A 19,075-nucleotide genomic window follows, 5' to 3' on the forward strand; every position below is an offset into this window, starting at 1 on the left:
GCGCCGCATCACGCCGGGAATGTCCCGACGCTATCCGCGCTTCAACGCGTTCCCGAAGATCTTCTGAATAAGCCTTGCCCATGATCCACCTCCGAATAAGATGAATCACATCCAGACCTTAAAGGGAATCCTTCGATTCCGCTTTCTCGCGCGATGCTCTAGCCGCCGACTGCACCAGTTGCACTCAGCATCACCGCCAACCAGGTGCGCCTGATGCTGCATACCGGTGCCTATTGGCTGATGTGGTGGCTGCGATCCCTCATGCCGCGGCGATCCCCCTGGCGCACCGCCCAGTTCGACACGCTGCGCCTGCGCCTGCTTAAAATTGCCGCCCGCATCGTCGAGATGAAGACCAGGCTGCGGGTGCATCTGCCAACGGCATGCACCGTCCAGCCCCTTTTGCTCGCCATGGTCCCGACAAGAACAACCCGCCTCGTCACCTGATCCGCAGGCGGCGTGCCCAGCCCAAACCCCTCCCGCCAACCCCAAACCAGTATCCGAAAACTCGCCACAAGCGGCGGGAAGGACGGGCGGTGACCGCACGACCATGCGCAAATCAACCCCTAGGCCATGGCAGCACCATCACGACCTCGGTGCATAATCCGAGGGTAGCAACGCCCACAACCTATAGAAACGCCCGGAAAGCACAACCCACATCGGCTTAAATCGGCATCTTCTTATAAATATAATTAATGGTTACAAAAAAACTCAACGGCGAAACACACAACATACTGAAATAAATGCACTTTCGCCGCAGTAGCGGCAGTTTATGTGCGTATTCTGTCGACAGCATCTGACACATCGAAAGGGGATTGGGCGGGGGAGGAGAACTGTTGTGACAATACGTGTTGCACTTTTATACACATATAAAATCGCAAAACGTATCCACAAGCGCTTTTTTTAGAGTCTTATAAATAATAAACAACTTTTGGAATATTCTGCATGACCATCGACGTCTCCGATCTGATGAAAATCCGCAGTATGGCGAAGGAACGGGAAATGAAAACTGACAGTGTCAACTTTTTCGGCGCAAAAATTCGTGAGAAAAGGGAGAAACTAAATATCACTCAGCGAGAATTAGCCGCACAGGCAGGCATATCAAAAGAAGGAATCACCAAAATTGAACGAGGCGATCGCGGCGGAAATGCCATTACCATTAAGAAAATTGCCGTCGCACTCGGTGGGGACCTGATTCTTACATTCAATGATCAATGATTGATTTCATTGATCATTATTTTCTCAATATTCAGAATCAAAATCATCGAAAAACGCCAACAAATGGACAAAATTCACCAAAAATTTCCAGCATAATAGAAATAAATTAAGTGCGAAATATAGACAAAATCTGGAGAACAACACTTAAACCATTGTAAGTTATGGAGTTTTTTTTCGGGTGGCGGGGCAGGGGGGCTATTCTCCGTCGGTCATATGCCAAATGGAGTACGCCTTTATGCCCCGATGGTTGTGGAGTTGTCTCAACATGATGTTTTTGCTTCTCAAATCGAACGCCAAGGAGGGCGTCATGCGACGGGATCGCGAAAAGCTGGAAGATCAGACACTGCCTGTTTTACTGGGCCTCGCCGCCAAATGGTGGGAGGCGGCGGAGCTTGCCGAACAGGCAAATGACAGTCTCCGCGCCGACCAATGCCGAATCCAGGCCGTGCGAATCGAGGAAACAGCCTGGGCCAAGTCACCCCGCAGCACCCCGCATCCCAGCCCCCCCTTCCGCTTCCTGCAACGACGTACCGCCCAGGAAAGCCTGCGCAGCCTGAAAGCGCGCCGGAGCCCCGGTGACGCAGGCTGATCCCCGTTCCCCGTGCCGTCAGACGGTGCGGGAACGGGGCAAACAATAATGGCAATCGGCACCCCAGACGCAGCGCCGCACCCCACGGCGCGGCTGTGCGGGTGCGCGCCCGTGCAATCAATTGCACGGGCAATTGCACGGGAGCCAGAGCATCACCCTTGCTGCAATACAGCAATCTCTTGTTCCCTGCGGGGGCTTCGGTTATGGTTAAACTGTCAGACACCAAGGAGGGTGCTATGTTTTTCCCGTTCGGGGGCGATGCGCCCCCCCCTGCGACGCTACGCCAATCCCCCCAGCCTGCCACCGGGCCGGCCCCAGACCGGGGGGCCGGCGATCTGGCGGACCCGGTCCACACACCCGCCTTCCTGGGGGGCAAGGGTTATCATCTGGCGGTCATGGCCACATTGGGTATGCCGGTGCCGCCGGGTTTCATCATTCCCACCCCGATCTGCCTGGAATTTCAACAGGATAGGGCCAGGGTGATGCAGGCGCTGGAACAGGGGATCGGCCGGCAGCTGGATTGGCTGGCCGCCCTTTGCGGCCATCAACCGCTGTTGGCGGTGCGGTCTGGCGCCGCCACGTCCATGCCCGGCATGATGGATACCATTTTGAATGTCGGGCTGACCAGCACCAGCCTGCCGGACTGGATCGCCCGGTTGGGCCCGCGTGCCGCGCTGGACAGCTATCGCCGGTTGATCCAGATGCTGGGCAGCACTGCCTATGGCGTGCCGGCGGCGCGCTTTGCCGCCGCCCTGGGCGATGCACGGCAAGAGGCCGGCGTGGCTGAGGACAGCGCGCTGACGGCCCCGGCGCTGGCCGGCCTGATCACCCGCTATCAAGCCATCTTCCAGGACCATACCGGGCATCCCTTCCCCGACAGCCTGAACGAACAGCTGATGGTGGCCATTGCCGCCATCTTCCAATCCTGGAACAATGAACGCGCCACCACCTATCGCACCCTGCACCGCATCAGCCACAGTATGGGAACCGCCGTCACCCTTCAGGCCATGGTGTTCGGCAACCTGAATGAGGAGAGCGGTTCCGGGGTGCTGTTCTCCCGCGATCCCTCCACCGGAGAAAATATTCTCTGCGGGGAATTTATTCCCAATGTCCAGGGGGAAGATGTGGTGGCCGGCAGCCGCACCCCCCTGCCCCTGGCCGAGATGATGGCCCGCTGGCCGGCGGTGGGGGAACGGCTGGTGGCCCTGGTTGACCGGCTGGAGCGGCATTACCGCGACATGCAGGACATTGAATTTACCGTGCAGGATGGCGCCCTGTACATCCTGCAAACCCGTGCCGGCAAGCGCACCCCCCAGGCCGCCTTCCGCATCGCCCATGATCTGGCCCAGGAAGGCCGGATATCGCGGGAAGAAGCCTTGAAACTTGTCACGCCGTATGATTACAAACGTATGTGTAAAGCCACTGTCTCGGCGTTATTCAAGACGTCGCCCCAGGCGACGGGCCTGCCGGCCTGTTCCGGTGTGGCAACCGGGCGCGCTGTCTTCACGCCGGAGGAAGCTGTGGCACAGAGCAAGAAACATCCTGTCATCCTGGTCCGGCATGAAACCGACCCCAATGATATTGCCGGCATGGCGGCGGCGGCGGGGGTTTTGACGGCCAATGGTGGCACCACCAGCCACGCCGCCGTGGTGGCCCGCGCCCTGGACAAGCCCTGCGTGGTGGGCTGCACCGACCTGCGGCTGGGGCCGGACGGCGCGCGGCTGGGCGGCCAGCCGCTGCTGCCGGGCACCCCGCTGACCCTGTGCGGCGCCACCGGCCGGGTTTGGCAGGGCGTGGATGTTCCGGTTGAAGGTGGCGGCACGAATCACCATGTCGAGTCTCTCAAATCATGGGCGGTCGAATCGACGGGCGCCACCTTGACGGGCACAGACCTGGATGGCACGACCGGTTACGTTTATGCCGCCGGCCTGGCCGGCGAGACCGCGTTGCAAAATTTCATCCAGGCCTATGCCGAAAATCCGCAGCCCGGCCTTTATCTGGACCTGCGCAGCCCGACATCCCTGACCTGTACCAGCGATGCCTGCCTGTGGGACGCCTTCGCCGACCTGTCCAGCCAGCCCGCCGCCGAGGCCGTATGGCTGGACTTCCTGTCACACTTCCTGCTAAATAATCCGTCTGCGGCTAACTCCTTGAAAGGCGTTACACTTATCAACGCTCCGGCAGATATTGTTAAGCCTTTGAAGAAGATGGGCTACAGGGTCTATGATACGGCAAGGACCGTTGCGGACATATTATCCGGGTCGGCCGTGGTGACGCCTGAGTTCATCAAAGGGGTTATTGGGGGCGAGAAAGCCTGGGAGAAGCTGAAACTTCTCTTTGCGGAGAATGGCTTTCAGCCGGGGGTTCCTGTGGCCCCGGTCCATCCCGAGAGTATCCCTTATGTCTATTTTGGAGCGTAATTACAATGGCTTTAACGCTGACTCTGAAAACGGGTGACGATTTTTATGCCGACGACAATCGACTGGTCGTCCAGGAGATTCTGTCCGATACCCATTTCAGGATCAGCGGCGGGGACAGGATTTGGGACATTGTGGATGACCGCGCCACCGAAGTGATTGAAGATGTTTTCCTGAGCGCCGGGGCCAACCCCCAGATCGGCACCGCCCGGGTGGTGATCGAGGCCCCGCGCGCCGTGCTGATCCTGCGTGGTGAAAACTACAGGCGAGGAAAGCGATAATGAGCGGTTTTCGGCAGTTCAAGGTCACCGAAGAAGCGCTGAAACTGGCCCGGATCGCCGGCATGTATGGCAATGTGGCTGAGCGCGTGGCCACCATGGCCCGGCAATCCGCCCCCTTCACCCATCCGCGCGCCAACCGGCGTTTTCAGGGATTTGTGCTGCGGATCGAGGGGGACAGCGTCATCGGCATCTGGCGGTACAATCCCGATATTCCGCTGGACCCGTCCATCACCCCCTATGAACCGCTCCGCCCGCCGCGCGCGCAGGAAGAGCTGGTCCATGCGCACGACAAGCTGTCGAAGAAATAATGATAACAGGGGTATTCACGGTTTCTTTGGACCCATGCCCCTGCGTGTCTGTCCGGAAAGTTTGACGCTATCTCAACGTCTTACACGTCTTTTCTTTAAACGCTCCCGTCACCCATGACGCGGCCGGGGTCCAGAATCACAAGCGCTTTGCTCTACGAACTGGACCCCGGCCGCAGCATGGGTGACGGGATTAAAACATTAACATGTTGAAAAAGAAGGAAAACTTTTCAGACGGGCTCTGACTGTTTCCTGTTCGTGCCGCCGCCGCCGCACCGCACGGGCGGCGTGCGCCAAGCCAGCGGGCGCTGGCGCCGGCGATGGAGGGGCATGAAACACCGGCCGCGCGGCGCGCGGTCGCCGCATGATCACCGGGCGGCCAGAATGCCCGGGGGGTTGTGTAACTTTTATACAACAATGATGCATATTTACCACATGCACGCCGTCCCGCGCCGCGGGGGGCACCGCCATACCATGCTTATCCGCCCAAGGAGGGGCATCATGAGCCATCGCATTTCACCATCCCCCTATCGCCCGCAACCCCGCGGCAGCCTGCCCATCACCCTGGGCGGTTATTCCTATGAGGTGACCGGCGGCCCCTATCGCGGCATTCCCGACGGCTTTGTCGGGGTGAAAATGGCCGCCGAGATCGACATGCCCTGCACCGTGGATATCCCCATCTGCGATTATGGCACGCCGACGGCGACCGATCTGCGGCGGGGTCTGGTCAGTGCAATTAATTGCATCATCGATGGAAAGCCGGTTTATGTCGGCTGCATGGCCGGCATTGGCCGCACCGGGCTGTTCCTGGCCGCCCTGGCCAAGGTAGCGGGAGAGGCCGACCCTGTGGCCTATGTCCGCCGTTATTATTATCCGGGCGCGGTGGAAACCCGCGCCCAGCATGAATTTGTTCAGACCTTGCCGGTGGGGGATATTCAACAGGCCCTGGCCCGCGCCCTATGGCTGCGCCGCTGGTTCGGCTGGTGCCCGCTGATCAGCAAAAGGCTGGTTGTGGCCGGCCTGTAGCGCTGTTTCGGCCAACCGGAACAGCGCCCACAGAAGACCATCACCAAGGAGGGTGAGGAATGTCGTTATTTGCGCCGCCGAATACGCTGGCCTATCAGCTGCGCGCCCGGCCCTTGTCGCTGCACCGCGACATGTCGCATGTGCCGGTGCAGGATGTGGCGGTGGCGATGATGCGTTTCATGGCCGGCGATCCCCACCCTTCCACCCCGCCCGAGGCGGAGGCGCTGGAATTCTATGCCCTGAACCATCTGGTGGCCCTGGTCCGGCGGGATTATGACTGGTTTGAAACCCTGCCCCCGCCCCTGCTGGCCCTGGTGGAACGGTATAATGATGCCTGCGCGCCCAAGGCGTGCCGCGCCTTTTATTATCTGCTGCTGATCTGTCTGCGGGAATCGCGGCATCTGGGGAACAAAGCCGTGATGCTGCCGGCCCTGGCGGCCGAATTTGGGGAAGGTGTGCCCAAGATCATCACCTGCCTGTCGGACCAGTCCACCGGGGCGGCGGCCACCATGAAGGGGCTGGCCGATCAGGCGGGCCTGACAATGGGGCCGTTCTGCCGCGCCCTGTCCCGGCAATTCCATGTCGGGCAGTACAGCACCGGCTATGGCGGGCCGGCCTGGGGGCGGGTCAGCGATTGCCTGCTGGCCTTTGTCAGCGGGGAATACAGCGCCGAAATGCTGCTGGATACGGTCTGGACGCTTTGCCACAATAACGGGCCGATCTTCAACAAGGGGATGCTGTATTCCAGCCACGGCCCGGCCCTGAAACGCATTCTGGATGTGCAGCGTTCCGGCCAGGTGCCAGAGGCCATTCTGCATGAACCCGGCATTCGGGCCTTTGCGCCCAAGGGCCTGCCCGCCATGCTGGAGGCGGCCGCCGGCCTGTTCCCCGGCAGCATCGGCGCTTATGTCGACTGGTTCAAGGTCGAGGCGCTGGGATCGCTGCACGCCTATCCGACGGAGAAAAAGGCCCAGGTGGCGCAGCATGGCTTTCCGGAAGGAAGCGGCCCGGCCGACCTGGCCACCCCCGCCCCCAAGAAGGCCAAGCCAAGCAAGCCACCCGCCGAAACCGGCCCCATGTTCCAGATCATGCCGGGGCTGGCCCTGCCCAAGGTGATGATCGACCGCACCGCCGCCGCCGCCGCCCGTGCGGCGTAAAGCCAAGCAGCCGGCGGATGAGGGAACATATAAACCCCAAGGGGCATGGAACATGACCCTTGGAGGCCGGCGACCGCCGGCCCGGCACCACGTGGTGCCGCAAGCCAAGGGCGCGGAAGCGCCCGCCCGGCGCATGAGGGAACATATAACCACCAAGGGGCATGGAACATGACCCTTGGAGGCCGGCGACCGCCGGCCCGGCACCACGTGGTGCCGCAAGCCAAGGGCGCGGAAGCGCCCGCCCGGCGCATGAGGGAACGCAAAATCTCCCTGGATCGGTCACGATCCAGGGAGGGTGATATTATCCCAAGGAGGGGACGCGATGACGTATAGAGAGGGGCAAAGCCCACCGGAAAGATATGCCGGCCCCGCCCCCGGCCGGGCGGGCGGCGCGATCCGGCCGCGATGTTACGAAACCCACCCGCCCCTGCCCATCCGGCTGGACCAAGGGCGGCAGGTGCATATCCATGGCGGATCATGCCTTCACCCGCAGATCGGCGATGCGGCCATCTATATCGGCTTTGACAATGGCATGAAATTGACGCCGCCGGCCTATCCCTGGCACGGCCAGCGGCGGGAAGTGCTGTTCCGCATCCCCGATCAGGGCGTGCCGCCCGACCTGGCGGAATTTGGCCGGCTGTTGGACTGGACAGCAGACCAGCTGCGGCAGGGCGGGCTGATCCATGCCGGCTGCATCGGCGGGCATGGGCGCACCGGGATGTTTCTGGCCGCCCTGGTGCGGCAGATGACCGGCAATGCCGATGCCGCCCAGTATGTGCGGGATCATTATTGCTGCAAGGCGATTGAATCCGAAAGGCAGGTCGCCTTCCTGGCCCAGCATTTCAATATCCGCCCGGTCATCCCCCGCCGCCCCCGCCGGAAGCTGCCGGAGGCAGCGCCCGGCGCCTGAGGGAACACAAAATCTCCCTGGATCGGTCACGATCCAGGAAGGTGGATATAAAACGGGAGTTTGTTTGATGGCGGTACAGATCGTGGCCAATATGGCGAAATTCTTTGCGGCCCTGGGTGCGGCCGACAGCAAGGCGGCGCTGGATGCCCAGGGCATTCAGGTGGTCAGCACGCCCGGCGCGCTGAAATTCATGCAGGCGAAAACACTGTTGGCCAGCGTGCCGGTCAAGGCCGGCCTGATGCAGGCCATCACCAACGGGGCCGCCACCGGCCCGGAAAAGGCGGGCCTGAAACAGGCCGTGGCAGCCGCCACCAGCAAAGCGCTGGCCGACAGTGCCCCCCCGCCGGCAGACACCGACAGCAAGACAGCCCCCCCGCCGGCGCCGCCAGCCCCCGCCCCGCCCATGGATGCGGCGGCGCTGGCGACGCTGTTATCGGCGGCGCGGGTGAAGCTGGCCGACGCCACCTGCCTGTATCAGCCGGTTTTCGCCACCAGCGCCGCCTCGCGTTACTATGTGGTGGCGCTGCACCCGCAGGCCAAAGTCGCCGCCCGCTATCATGGCAACAAGCTGTCGCTGCGGGTGGAAGGCGATATTGACGGGCTGAAGGAAACGCTGACGCAAAGCGGCCTGGATGTGCACAGCCATTACGCCTCGCTGCACCTGTCCGCCCCGGACAATCTGAAGGCCAGCAAGGCGGTGGGGGCGGTGCTGATGGCCCTGGGCCTGCCCTTTCAAACGCCCTATCCCGAACTGAAGCATATTTTCAACAAGTGAGGCGGCGATGCTGCATGTCCACGCCCCCGCCACGCCCAGCGGCGGCCCGCCGCCGCACCATCCCGGCACGGCCCCCCCGTTGGCGGGGGATTATCGCTATGTCACGGATCTGGCCGATATCTGCGCCGCCATCGAACAGCACCATGCCGGAACCGGCCGGGCCATGGATGTGGCCATTGATACCAGCACCCAGGGGCGCCATCCCTGGTATCCCCATGCCTATATTGTCAGCTTCCAGGTCTCTATCCGGCCCGGACAGGCCGATGTGCTGTATTTCAGCCGGGGCCAGCGCCCGGCCGGGGCGCTGTTGCACCAGATCAACTGGCTGCTGCACACCGACAAGGTGAAGCTGAAGGGCGCCAACCTGAAATATGATCTGGTCTGGCTGGCCACGGCCTGGGGCGTGGAATGCGGCAATTTCACCATGGATACCAGTGTTGTCGGCTCGCTGCTGGATGAAAACCGCTGCAACAGCCTGTCGCTGCATCGCCGGCTGTTCACCGGCATGGGCAGCGCCGCAGACGGGGCCGGCCGGCCGCCGCTGGACAGGCAGCGGCTGGACCTGGCCCCCCGCCAGGCGCTGTTGCCCCATGCCGGCGGCACGGCCGATGCCTGCCTGCGGGTGGCCCTGCCGCTGCGCCGCCAGCTGGTGCAGGAACCCCGTCTGTGCAATTTCTACACAAAATTGCTGCACCCGGCGCTGCGCAGTTTTGAAGCGGTGGAACGCCGGGGGCTGGTGGTGGACCGGCAGCAATATGCCCTGCTGGAACAGGATATCCGGCAGGAAATCGCCACGCTTCAGCGCCAGTTGCTGGACCGGCTGCCCGCCCGCCTGCGCCAGCGCCACGCGGCGGCGATCACCCGGCAGGCGGGCGCCGAACAATCCCCCATCACCCCCGCCCTGCTGCTGGATTTTCTGTTCAGCCCGCTGGGCTGCAACCTGCGCCCGCTGCGCTGGACCGGCCGATCCGGCCAGCCCTCGCTCAGCGCCGCCCATCTGGCGATGTTTGCCGACCATCCGCTGGCGGGGCCGTTCGTGGCCCTGTACCGCCAGCTGGCCAGCGCCCAGAAGATGCTGTCCACCTATGTGGTGGGGTTCTTGAAACATCTGCGCCCCGACGGGCTGTTCCACCCCACCTATATGCTGTTCAATGGCAGCATGGCCGACGAGGGCGACGAGGGCGATGATGCAGCGGCGGCCGGCACGGTAACCGGCCGCCTGTCTGCCAGAGACCCGGCCGTGCAGACCATTCCCAAACGCGGCCAATGGGCCGCCCGCCTGCGCGCCTGTTTCCCCGCCCCGCCCGGCCATGTGTTTTTCCAGCGTGATTATTCCCAGGGCGAATTGCGCGTGGTGGCCTGTGTCGCCCAGGAACAGAACATGATCCGGGCCTATCGCCAGGGCATCGACCTGCATTGCCAGACGGCGGCCCAGCTGAACGGCTATGATCTGCAAAGCTTCCAGGCCCTGGAACAGCGCGACCCCGGCCTTTACGAAACCCTGCGGCGCGGCGGCAAGGCGGGGAATTTCGGCCTGCTGTACGGCATGTCGGCCGGGGGTTTCGTGGATTATGCCTGGGCAACCTATGGGCTGGTGCTGTCGCTGGACCAGGCCGAACAGTTCCGCCACCGCTTTCTGACACAGCTCTATCCCGGCCTCAGCCGCTATCACGCCCAGGTGCGGGCCCAGGCGCGGCGGGATGGCTGTGTCTGGTCGCCGCTGGGGCGGCGGCGCCTGCTGCCCCAGATCAGGGCCGCCGACCCCGCCGCCCGCGCCCAGGCCGAACGCCAGGCCATCAACAGCCCCATCCAGTCCACCCTGTCGGACATGCTGTTATGGACCATGGCCATCCTGCACCGCGACCATCCCGACCTGTGGATCGCCGGCATGACGCATGACAGCCTGTATGGCTATCTGCCCGCCGACAGCGCCCCGGCCTGGATGGAACGCATACAGGCGGTGATGGACCATCTGCCCTTTGCCGAAACCTTCGGCTGGTCCCCCGCCCTGCCCTTCCCCTCTGACGGCGAACTGGGGCCGCATCTGGGGGCGCTGAAGAAGCGGGGCGGGGCGGCCCCGCCCCCAGAACAAACAATTTGAGCAAAGCGGCAAAAACAATATAATAATGCAGCACAGCAAGGAGCGCCGCAATGCCCGAAGATTTTATTCCCAGCAGCCAGACCCCCGCCCCGGCCGGTCTGGCGGATGGCGGCCTGCTGGCCGCCCTGGCCCTGGAGGTAGAGGACGAATTCCACCGTCTTTATCAGCCCCAGGCGGGCAGCGGCGGGGGGATATTGATCGAACCACCCTTCAACCCGCGCCTGCTGGAAGCGCTGGCCCGGCAGAACAATGCCCTGGAACCCTGCATTGCCACCCTGGTCAGCCAGATCGACAGCACCGGCCACAGCATTGAAAAGGCCGACGGAACCGCCCCCACCAGCGGCGAGGCGGCCGAGATCGCCGCCATCCAGGCGTTCTTTGCCCAGCCCTATCCCGGCCAATCCTGGCTGACCATGCGCAAGGCGCTGCGCCGCGATCTGGAAGTGATCGGCTGGGGCGCGCTGGAGGTGCTGCGCGACAGCGCCGGCCGGCTGGCCTGCATCCGCCACCTGCCGGCCCACAGCCTGCGCCTGTGCCGCCTGGATGCCGCCATCACCGTGGAAAAGCCGCTGGCGCGCGGCGGGCAGACGCAATCCTATCCGATCACGCTGCAAGAACGCCGCTTTGCCAGCCTGATCGACGGCACCCTGGTCTATCACCGCGAATTCGCCAGCAGCCGCCAGCTGAACCGCCAGACCGGCGCCTGGGAAACCGCCGAAAACCCCCTGGAACCGGCCGACCGGGCCAGCGAAATCCTGTATTTCACCGTCACCGACGATACCGCCGGCCCCTATGGCCTGCCCCGCTGGATCGGCCAGCTGCCCTCTGTGCTGGGCAGCCGCCGGGCCGAAGAGTTCAATCTGGGCTTTTTCGATGCCGGCGGCGTGCCGCCGCTGCTGATGGTGGTGCAGGGCGGCGTGCTGGCCAGCGACAGTAAGCGCGAACTGGAACAGGTGCTGGCCGGCAAGGCCAAGGACAAGCACAAGCCCGTGGTGGTGGATGCCTATGCCACCGGCAACCCGCAGGATGCCGCCGGCACCGTGCAGGTAAAGGCGGAACGGCTGGCCAGCGAACGCCAGCCCGACAGCCTGTTTGAAACCTATGATGCCCGCTGCGAAGCCCGCATCCGCGCCGCTTTCCGGCTGCCGCCGCTGTTTGTCGGCAAGCTGTCGAAATATTGCTTCACCTCCGTGCGCTATGCCCACGCCGCCGCCGAAGCCCAGATCTTCAAGCCGGAGCGCGCGGCGTTCGACGATGTGGTGAACCTGAAGATCATGCCGGAACTGGGGCCCGCCTATCGCTTCCGTTCCGCCCCCGGCAGCTTGTGAATTAATTTATGTTCCCTCAGGCGCCGGGCGGCGGCATCCGCCGCCTTGGCTTACGCGTTCCCTCAGGCGCCGGGCGGCGGCATCCGCCGCCTTGGCTTACGCGCCCACGCGGGCGCGGGCCGGCAGTCGCCGGCCTGGATCGTGACTGGTTTTGGGGGGGTTGCGTTCCCTCAGGCGCCGGGCGGCGGCATCCGCCGCCTTGGCTTACGCGCCCACGCGGGCGCGGGCCGGCAGTCGCCGGCCTGGATCGTGACTGGTTTTGGGGGGGTTGCGTTCCCTCAGGCGCCGGGCGGCGGCATCCGCCGCCTTGGCTTACGCGCCCACGCGGGCGCGGGCCGGCAGTCGCCGGCCTGGATCGTGACTGGTTTTGGGGGGGTTGCGTTCCCTCAGGCGCCGGGCGGCGGCATCCGCCGCCTTGGCTTACGCGCCCACGCGGGCGCGGGCCGGCGGTCGCCGGCCTGGATCGTGACTGGTTTTGGGGGTTTTGCGTTCCCTCAGGTGCCGGGCCGGCGGTCGCCGGCCTTCAAGGGGCATTGACCATGCCCCTTGCTGTGAGCCCCCCCCTTTTCGAAACGCGCATCCCGGCCACGGCCGGGCTTGTGTGTTTATTCCTATGCGTATAATATAATGAGCACAGACGAAAGGTGCTGCCATGGCTGCCGGACAGTACGACATTACGGTCGAGCAGGGGACGACCTTTGCCCTGCAGATCGCTGTAAAGAGCCGGAATCTTTCCGGCGCCACAACCGCCCGCAATCTGGTGGGCATGACCGGTCGCGGCCAGATGCGCCGTAAATACAGCGATCCGGAGATCGCGGCCGCGTTCTCGGTCACCATCCCCGACCCCGCCGGCGGGATTGTCGCGGTGGGGCTGACGGCCGAACAGACCGCCGGGCTGCTGGCCAAACCCCATGTCTATGACATCGAACTGGTCAGCCCGGACGGCGCGGTCATGCGGCTGGTACAGGGCGCGGCCACCGTCACACCGGAGGTGACGAAATGACCGATGTGCTGGTGATCAGCAAAGACGAAACCACGGTGCTGGAACTGGTCATCCCCAGCCCGGTGCCAACCAGCATGGCCGATATTGCCGGCCTGGATATCAGCGGCGCCAGCGATGGCGCCCTGCTGACCTACAACCAGGAACGCGCGGTGTTCGAGGCTGGCACCCGCCAGCGGAACCAGCTTATTGACGGAGGTAATTTCTGATGGTCAACACCGTTCGCATCAAGCGTCGGGCATCCGGCAATCCCGGCGCGCCGGGCGTGCTGGAAAATGCCGAACTGGCCTTCAACGAGGTTGAAGACGTTCTTTATTACGGCAAGGGCAATGGCGGCAGCGGTGGCAGCGCCACCAATGTGATCGCCATCGGCGGCAGCGGTGCCTATTCCACCCTGGCGGGCAACCAGACCATCAGCGGTGCCAAAACGCTGACCGGCCAGTTGCTGGCCGCCGGCGCCGGTGCCGTGACCGTGCCCAGCGTGTCCCAGGGCAGCAATGATACCAGTGCGGCCAACACGGCCTGGGTGCGTTCCTATGCCCAGCCGGTGGCCGCCACCCTGACGGCGCTGTCCGCCCTGGGCAGCAACGGCATTGTCGTGAAGACGGCCGCCGGCGCTGTCGCCGCCCGCCAGATCGAGGCCGCGGCCGGCCGGCTGACCATCGCCAATGCCGATGGCATTGCGGCGAACCCGCTGCTGGATCTGGCCACCGTGGGCACGGCCGGCACCTATAGCAAGCTGACCACCGACGCCTATGGCCGCGTGGTGGCCGGCGGCATCGCCCGGCTGGATGAACTGGCCGCCCCCACCGCCCCGGTGGCGCTGAACGGGTTCCGCCTGACCGGGCTGGCCGATCCGGTGAATGCCCAGGATGCGGCGACCAAGAATTATGTCGACCTGACGGTGCAGGGGCTGGACCCCAAGCAATCCGTCCGCGCGGCCACCACCGGCCCCGTCACCCTGTCCGGCACCCAGACCATTGATGGTGTGGCGCTGGTGGCCGGTGATCGCGTGCTGGTGAAAAACCAGGCCAATGCCAGCCAGAACGGCATCTATATCGTGGCGTCCGGGGCCTGGACCCGTGCCGCCGACATGGATGTCTGGTCGGAATTTGTCAGTGCCTATTTCTTTGTGGAAATGGGCACGGTCAATGCCGAAATGGGCTTTATCTGCACGGCCGATGCCGGCGGGACGCTGGGGTCCAGCGCGGTCAATTTCGTGCAGTTCAACGGGGCCGGCCAGGTGGTGGCCGGTGACGGCCTGGGCAAGAATGGCAACAGCCTGTTTGTCACCGGCACCGCCAACCGCATCGTGGCCAGCGGCACCGGGGTGGACATTGCCACCACCTATGCCGGCCAGACCAGCATCAACACGCTGGGCACCATCGGCACCGGCACCTGGAACGCCACCATCATCGGCCTGGCCTATGGCGGCACGGGGGCCAACCTGTCGGGCGCCAGCGATGGCACCATCTTCAAGAAGAATGGCAGCGCCCTGGTTCCGGCCACCCCCGGCACCGATTTCCTGAACAGCACCTCCACCATCGATGGCGGGGTGTTCTGATCCCCATCTCCCCGGATCGGTGACGATCCGGGGAGATTTCGTTTTTCCCCAGGCGCGGGGCGCGCGGCACCCTGCGCGTCCGGCCCTTGCTGCAACCCAGGCTAGATAGCCGGACCCGAGGGGGCTTTGATATGCCGCAGCCCGTTTTTCTGAAACGTTCCGCCATTGCCGGAAAGACGCCCACCACCGCCGATCTGGCCCTGGGCGAACTGGCCATCAATACCAGCGACGGCAAGCTGTTCTTCAAAAAGAACAGCGCCGGCACGGAATCCATCGTCACCCTGGGCGCGTCCAGCGATACGCCGGGCAGCCAGACCGCCGACCAGCTGCGGCTGCAAGCCCCCAGCCTGCGCGCCCTGACCGGCACGGTGAGCCTGCAATGGCGCGATGGCAGCCTGACCTTCAGCGACAATCAGAGCCTGGAACCGGGCGAGGTGGTGCTGGCCACCAACGCGGGCGGCGCCCGCACCAGCTTCAAGATCATTGCCGGGTCTGGCAAGGTCTATCTGTCCAACCGCATCGTCGGGAGCGGTGATGGCAGCGCCGTCTTCACCGATCTTGCCGCCTGCAAGCCCAACCTGACCGCCCAGGGTGTGGCCCTGGGGGGGACCGGCACGGCCTTGTCTTTCGATGCAGCGCTGGGGCTGTTGACGGTGGGGGGTGGGCTGGCCCGCACCCCCCTGGGGCTGCATCCGGGTGTGCTGGCGCAGAGCGACAGCACCATAAGTCCGGCGCTGGGGGCAATCGGTAAGGGGACGGGCGTCCCCCGCGTGTATCTGGCCCGCCAGCGCGGCACGGCAGAGGCACCAGAGGCGGTGCAGGATCAGGACAGCATCGGCCTGATTCACTGGTATGGCCTGATCCCGGCGGACTATGGGCCTGCCTACAGCAATTTCCTCACCATCCAGGTGAATGCCGGCCTTCAGGCCGGGAAATATCAGAGCCAGATTTATGTCAAGGCCCTGGACGGGCAGCAAAATGCATTCATGCCATTGCGGGTGGGCGATGGCTTTGTCACGCTGACAACGGGGAACCGGTCTGGCGGCGATCCCGCCTGGTTCTCCGTTGAAGGCCAGGTGTCGGGCACGGCGCGCAACCTGTTCTGGCTCAGCCACGCCAATTCCTACATCGCCACCCACAAGCTGTCCGTGTTCAATTACACGCCCGACGCCCCCACCCAGCTGATGGTCGGGCATATGGGCGACAACAGCGCGCCCTATTTCTCGCTCTATCGCGGGCGGGGCAGCCAGGATAGCGGCCAGTTCCCCAAGAATGGTGATCGGCTGGGGCAGATTGATATCGGCGGCTATATGGGTGACCGGGGTTTCCCGCTGCCGTCGGTCTATTTCACAGCAGAAGCCAGCGGCGACTGGTCGGCCACCAACCGCAGCGCCGAGCTGCTGATTGCCACCACCGTTGGCACCGCCTGGACGGAACGGCTGCGGTTCCGTACCGACGGGGTGCTGGTGGCCAGCAACATCATGCAATCCTCTGCCTTCATCTCCACCGTCGCCACCGGCACCCCCCCGCTGACGGTCGCCTCTGGCACCACAGTCGCCAACCTGAGCGCCGATATGGTGGATGGCTGGCATGTGGACATGGTGAACAATCCCGGCACCATCCCGGTGCGTGATGCCGAATATGGGCTGATCGCGTCGGCGCAGACGCTGGAAAATAACGGGACCACCGCGTGGCTGAAGGGCCCCGTCAATGCCGAAGGGGAGCGCTGGACGGCGCAGGCCACCTTCGAGCCCGGCGCCTTTGAGTTCCAGGCCTTCGCGGAAGGGCAGGGCCAGACCTGGCTGAAGGTTTCCGGCAATCCCGGCACACCGAGGACGGCCGACTTTAGCGTGGAAGTCCGCGCGCTCAACTTTACGGTGGAGGCACGAACTGAAATCGCGGAGCGCTGGACGGCGTGGTGCTCCTCGCCAGCCGGCTCCTTTGAGTTCGTGACCCTCACCGACGATACGGAGAAAGTCTGGCTGAAGGTTTCCGGCACCCCCGGCGCGCCGGATACGGCCAGCTTTGACGTGAATGTTCGCGCGCTCAGCTTTACGGTGGATACAGCAACCCCCATCGAAGGCTCCACGGGATGTACCCTGCGCAACAATGACGGTGTGCTGGTGTTGGACAATGCCGCCGATATCCCTGTTGGAAGTACGGTTGTCGCCTACACCACTGTCGACGCCAGGACACCGTTCAGAATATTGTCGAAAATTTCGGCAACAGAATATCAAACAGACAGCATCTCCAGATCTTCCACAACCCGACGCTATACAAATTACTATTACACCCCCGCTGTTCTGAAGGCGACGGGGACAGACGCGTTTGGCGACCGCACAACCTTTGATTATGATGCCGCCATTGGCCGCCTGAACATTGGTTCAGGCGCCACGCGGGTCCCGTTTACCGGATATCTGGGTTTGACGGTCAGTTCCGCCGGAATTACGCCCACTGTGGGCATTCTCAGCCACACCAACAGCCCTGGCGGCCAGTTCTATATCGCGCGCCATCGCGGAACACCGGCAGCGCCGGCCGTTCTCAATGATGGCGACCGTATTGGTTCGCTTGATTTCCTGGCTATGGCAAATCAAGCTGGGAAGGCCGCCTATACGTCGCTGCTCCGGCTCTCCGTGGATGCCAGCGTCAATAACGGGCTTGTCGCCACGGCCGCCTATATTGTCGGCCTCGATGGTGGCCAGCGCTCCTGGCAGGTCATGGGCTTTGTCAATGGCAATGTCGCCATCAATACGGGCATGGATTTCTTTGGGGGATCGTGCGATTTCGCCGTCACCACCGGCAGCCCTGGCGACAATCCCTATACCGAACGCCTGCGTCTGAAGGGCGCCAGCGGCTTCCTGGGTGTCGGCACATCAACACCCCAAGGCAATCTGCATGTGCAGAATATCGCCGGAACGATCCCCGGTCTGACGACGACGGCAAACCAGGCGCTTAACCCGGACGGCACCGCTGTCATCGTCTCTGCCATCGGCAAGGGTTCGGCCCGCTTTGCCGCCTTTGGTGTGGGGGCCAGTGCCGGGCTTGATCTGCACTATACCCAATCGACGACGCCCGGCTATTTCGGGGTCGGCGTGGATATCGGCACCATCCGCTGGCGCGGCTGGGATGCCAACACCACGGACTGGGTGAATGCTTTCACCCTGACCGCCATCAGCGAAGGTACCTGGACCAGCACATCCCGCCCCACCGCACTTTCCTTCGCGTCCAGCACCGGCACCGCCATGGCCGAACGGATGCGCATCCGGGCGGATGGGGCCATCGCCCTGGCCGGAAACACGGTCAAGGTCTTCAACCCCAGGGGCCATCTGGTGCTGCGGCCCTATGCCAAGGCAGCCCTGCCCACGGCAACCGACCTGTGGGAGATGATCTGCGTCACCGATGATGCCGGCGGCGCGGTGCCCGCCTTCTGGGATGGGGCCGCCTGGCGGCGCGTCACCGACAGGGCCGCCATTTCCTGATGACGCCTTGTACCAATCTCCCTGGATCGTGACCGATCCAGGGAGATTTTTGTTCCCTCAGGCGCCGGGCGCTGCCTCCGGCAGCTTGGCTTACGCCGCTACCAAGCGGCGGGCCGGCGGTCGCCGGCCTGGTATTATATGGCTCCCTCAGGCGCCGGGTGAAAAGTCTCTCGACTGTGTAAATGTGCTTATGTATTATACCGTCGAATCGTGCAGCCATCGGTTTCCCGGCCCGGCAGCCGCCGCCGGCACCGCTTTCACAGCAACCCTGAAAGGATGCTTCCATGTCTGTTGTCACGTTGAAGGTCGCTGACCTCCGCGCCTCCCTGCCGGCGCTGGAAAAGCTGCGCAATCAGCCCAAGGCCTCGCCGCGCCTGGGCTTCAAGATGGCGCGCAACCTGCGCGAACTGGGCGCCCATATCGAAACGCTTCAGCAGCAGGAACGCGCCATCCTGACCGATACGGCCGAGCTGGATGAAAAGGGCGATTTCGTTTTCAGTGATGAAGCCAAGACCAACATCAGCCTGAAAGACCCGCAGACCTATGCGGCCAAGATGCTGGAACTGGTGAATATTGACCTGGACGCCCATCTGAGCCTGCTGTCAGAAGAAGACCTGGCCAGCGTGACCGTGCTGTCGGTACAGGATTATCTGACCCTGGATTATCTGCTGGAAAAGCCGGCAGAAGCCTGAACCAGATCGCCGGTGACTGCCGCCCGGCGATCTGACGGCCGGCCTTCGGGCCGGCCCGCCGCCGATGCGCACCACGTCAGACCCCGTGACGGCGCATCCGCAGGCCCAAAAAGGGGGGAACCGGGTCTCTCGTTTCCTCGCCCCGTTTCCCCCCTTTTTCAAAGCCCGGCCGGGTTCGCCCCGCCGGGCTTTGTTTTGCCCGGTCGCCGGCCTTCAAGGGGCATGTCCCATGCCCC

Annotated in this window: 16 protein-coding genes and 1 pseudogene; all 17 read left to right on the forward strand. The window is 63.7% G+C overall.

What is annotated here, in order from left to right:
- Positions 1-158: 158 nt before the first annotated feature.
- A pseudogene (locus tag CHB97_RS18385) lies at positions 159-444 on the forward strand (transposase); the annotation flags it as partial.
- Between the two features lie 498 nt (positions 445-942).
- Entirely contained in the window at positions 943-1,215 is a 273-nt protein-coding gene (locus CHB97_RS18390) for a helix-turn-helix domain-containing protein (RefSeq protein ID WP_089289468.1), read from the forward strand.
- Between the two features lie 307 nt (positions 1,216-1,522).
- Positions 1,523-1,804, forward strand: coding sequence for a hypothetical protein (locus CHB97_RS18395; RefSeq protein ID WP_143271009.1), 282 nt, complete (start codon positions 1,523-1,525; stop codon positions 1,802-1,804).
- 236 nt (positions 1,805-2,040) lie between these two features.
- The gene (locus CHB97_RS18400) at positions 2,041-4,224 is read left to right on the forward strand and encodes a PEP/pyruvate-binding domain-containing protein (RefSeq protein WP_160106000.1); all 2,184 of its coding nucleotides are present in this window, start codon (positions 2,041-2,043) and stop codon (positions 4,222-4,224) included.
- 5 nt (positions 4,225-4,229) lie between these two features.
- On the forward strand, positions 4,230-4,502 hold the full coding sequence (locus CHB97_RS18405) for a hypothetical protein (RefSeq protein WP_089289471.1): 273 nt from the start codon (positions 4,230-4,232) through the stop codon (positions 4,500-4,502).
- The gene (locus tag CHB97_RS18410) at positions 4,502-4,810 is read left to right on the forward strand and encodes a hypothetical protein (RefSeq protein ID WP_089289472.1); all 309 of its coding nucleotides are present in this window, start codon (positions 4,502-4,504) and stop codon (positions 4,808-4,810) included. The genes CHB97_RS18405 and CHB97_RS18410 overlap by 1 nt, the downstream gene beginning before the upstream one ends.
- Before the next feature lie 498 nt (positions 4,811-5,308).
- Complete coding sequence (locus CHB97_RS18415) at positions 5,309-5,833, forward strand: hypothetical protein (protein ID WP_089289473.1); 525 nt, start codon at positions 5,309-5,311, stop codon at positions 5,831-5,833.
- Between the two features lie 59 nt (positions 5,834-5,892).
- Positions 5,893-6,990, forward strand: coding sequence for a hypothetical protein (locus CHB97_RS18420; protein ID WP_089289474.1), 1,098 nt, complete (start codon positions 5,893-5,895; stop codon positions 6,988-6,990).
- A 322-nt stretch (positions 6,991-7,312) separates the two neighbouring features.
- Positions 7,313-7,900, forward strand: a complete 588-nt coding sequence (locus CHB97_RS18425; RefSeq protein WP_089289475.1) for a hypothetical protein — start codon at positions 7,313-7,315, stop codon at positions 7,898-7,900.
- Between the two features lie 67 nt (positions 7,901-7,967).
- The gene (locus tag CHB97_RS18430) at positions 7,968-8,675 is read left to right on the forward strand and encodes a hypothetical protein (protein ID WP_089289476.1); all 708 of its coding nucleotides are present in this window, start codon (positions 7,968-7,970) and stop codon (positions 8,673-8,675) included.
- 7 nt (positions 8,676-8,682) lie between these two features.
- A complete protein-coding gene (locus tag CHB97_RS18435) occupies positions 8,683-10,776 on the forward strand; it encodes a DNA polymerase (protein WP_089289477.1) in 2,094 nt (697 codons plus the stop codon).
- Between the two features lie 50 nt (positions 10,777-10,826).
- On the forward strand, positions 10,827-12,104 hold the full coding sequence (locus CHB97_RS18440) for a hypothetical protein (protein ID WP_089289478.1): 1,278 nt from the start codon (positions 10,827-10,829) through the stop codon (positions 12,102-12,104).
- 652 nt (positions 12,105-12,756) lie between these two features.
- Entirely contained in the window at positions 12,757-13,107 is a 351-nt protein-coding gene (locus CHB97_RS18450) for a hypothetical protein (RefSeq protein WP_089289480.1), read from the forward strand.
- Positions 13,104-13,313 (forward strand): hypothetical protein, encoded by a 210-nt coding sequence (locus tag CHB97_RS18455; RefSeq protein ID WP_089289481.1) that lies wholly within the window; start codon positions 13,104-13,106, stop codon positions 13,311-13,313. The genes CHB97_RS18450 and CHB97_RS18455 overlap by 4 nt, the downstream gene beginning before the upstream one ends.
- Positions 13,313-14,668 (forward strand): hypothetical protein, encoded by a 1,356-nt coding sequence (locus CHB97_RS18460; protein WP_089289482.1) that lies wholly within the window; start codon positions 13,313-13,315, stop codon positions 14,666-14,668. The genes CHB97_RS18455 and CHB97_RS18460 overlap by 1 nt, the downstream gene beginning before the upstream one ends.
- A 131-nt stretch (positions 14,669-14,799) precedes the next feature.
- Positions 14,800-18,147 carry a hypothetical protein gene (locus tag CHB97_RS18465; RefSeq protein ID WP_089289483.1) on the forward strand — a complete coding sequence of 1,116 codons (3,348 nt, stop codon included), beginning with the start codon at positions 14,800-14,802 and terminating at the stop codon, positions 18,145-18,147.
- 284 nt (positions 18,148-18,431) lie between these two features.
- Positions 18,432-18,839, forward strand: coding sequence for a hypothetical protein (locus CHB97_RS18470; protein ID WP_089289484.1), 408 nt, complete (start codon positions 18,432-18,434; stop codon positions 18,837-18,839).
- Positions 18,840-19,075: the final 236 nt, after the last annotated feature.

It is taken from the genome of Azospirillum sp. RU38E (assembly GCF_900188385.1).
Classification (GTDB): domain Bacteria; phylum Pseudomonadota; class Alphaproteobacteria; order Azospirillales; family Azospirillaceae; genus Niveispirillum.

Excerpts from the sequence above, each read along its gene's own strand:
- CHB97_RS18390 (WP_089289468.1), top strand. The coding sequence starts at position 943 with ATGACCATCGACGTCTCCGATCTGATGAAAATCCGCAGTATGGCGAAG.
- CHB97_RS18395 (WP_143271009.1), top strand. The coding sequence starts at position 1,523 with ATGCGACGGGATCGCGAAAAGCTGGAAGATCAGACACTGCCTGTTTTA.
- CHB97_RS18400 (WP_160106000.1), top strand. The coding sequence starts at position 2,041 with ATGTTTTTCCCGTTCGGGGGCGATGCGCCCCCCCCTGCGACGCTACGC.
- CHB97_RS18405 (WP_089289471.1), top strand. The coding sequence starts at position 4,230 with ATGGCTTTAACGCTGACTCTGAAAACGGGTGACGATTTTTATGCCGAC.
- CHB97_RS18410 (WP_089289472.1), top strand. The coding sequence starts at position 4,502 with ATGAGCGGTTTTCGGCAGTTCAAGGTCACCGAAGAAGCGCTGAAACTG.
- CHB97_RS18415 (WP_089289473.1), top strand. The coding sequence starts at position 5,309 with ATGAGCCATCGCATTTCACCATCCCCCTATCGCCCGCAACCCCGCGGC.
- CHB97_RS18420 (WP_089289474.1), top strand. The coding sequence starts at position 5,893 with ATGTCGTTATTTGCGCCGCCGAATACGCTGGCCTATCAGCTGCGCGCC.
- CHB97_RS18425 (WP_089289475.1), top strand. The coding sequence starts at position 7,313 with ATGACGTATAGAGAGGGGCAAAGCCCACCGGAAAGATATGCCGGCCCC.
- CHB97_RS18430 (WP_089289476.1), top strand. The coding sequence starts at position 7,968 with ATGGCGGTACAGATCGTGGCCAATATGGCGAAATTCTTTGCGGCCCTG.
- CHB97_RS18435 (WP_089289477.1), top strand. The coding sequence starts at position 8,683 with ATGCTGCATGTCCACGCCCCCGCCACGCCCAGCGGCGGCCCGCCGCCG.
- CHB97_RS18440 (WP_089289478.1), top strand. The coding sequence starts at position 10,827 with ATGCCCGAAGATTTTATTCCCAGCAGCCAGACCCCCGCCCCGGCCGGT.
- CHB97_RS18450 (WP_089289480.1), top strand. The coding sequence starts at position 12,757 with ATGGCTGCCGGACAGTACGACATTACGGTCGAGCAGGGGACGACCTTT.
- CHB97_RS18455 (WP_089289481.1), top strand. The coding sequence starts at position 13,104 with ATGACCGATGTGCTGGTGATCAGCAAAGACGAAACCACGGTGCTGGAA.
- CHB97_RS18460 (WP_089289482.1), top strand. The coding sequence starts at position 13,313 with ATGGTCAACACCGTTCGCATCAAGCGTCGGGCATCCGGCAATCCCGGC.
- CHB97_RS18465 (WP_089289483.1), top strand. The coding sequence starts at position 14,800 with ATGCCGCAGCCCGTTTTTCTGAAACGTTCCGCCATTGCCGGAAAGACG.
- CHB97_RS18470 (WP_089289484.1), top strand. The coding sequence starts at position 18,432 with ATGTCTGTTGTCACGTTGAAGGTCGCTGACCTCCGCGCCTCCCTGCCG.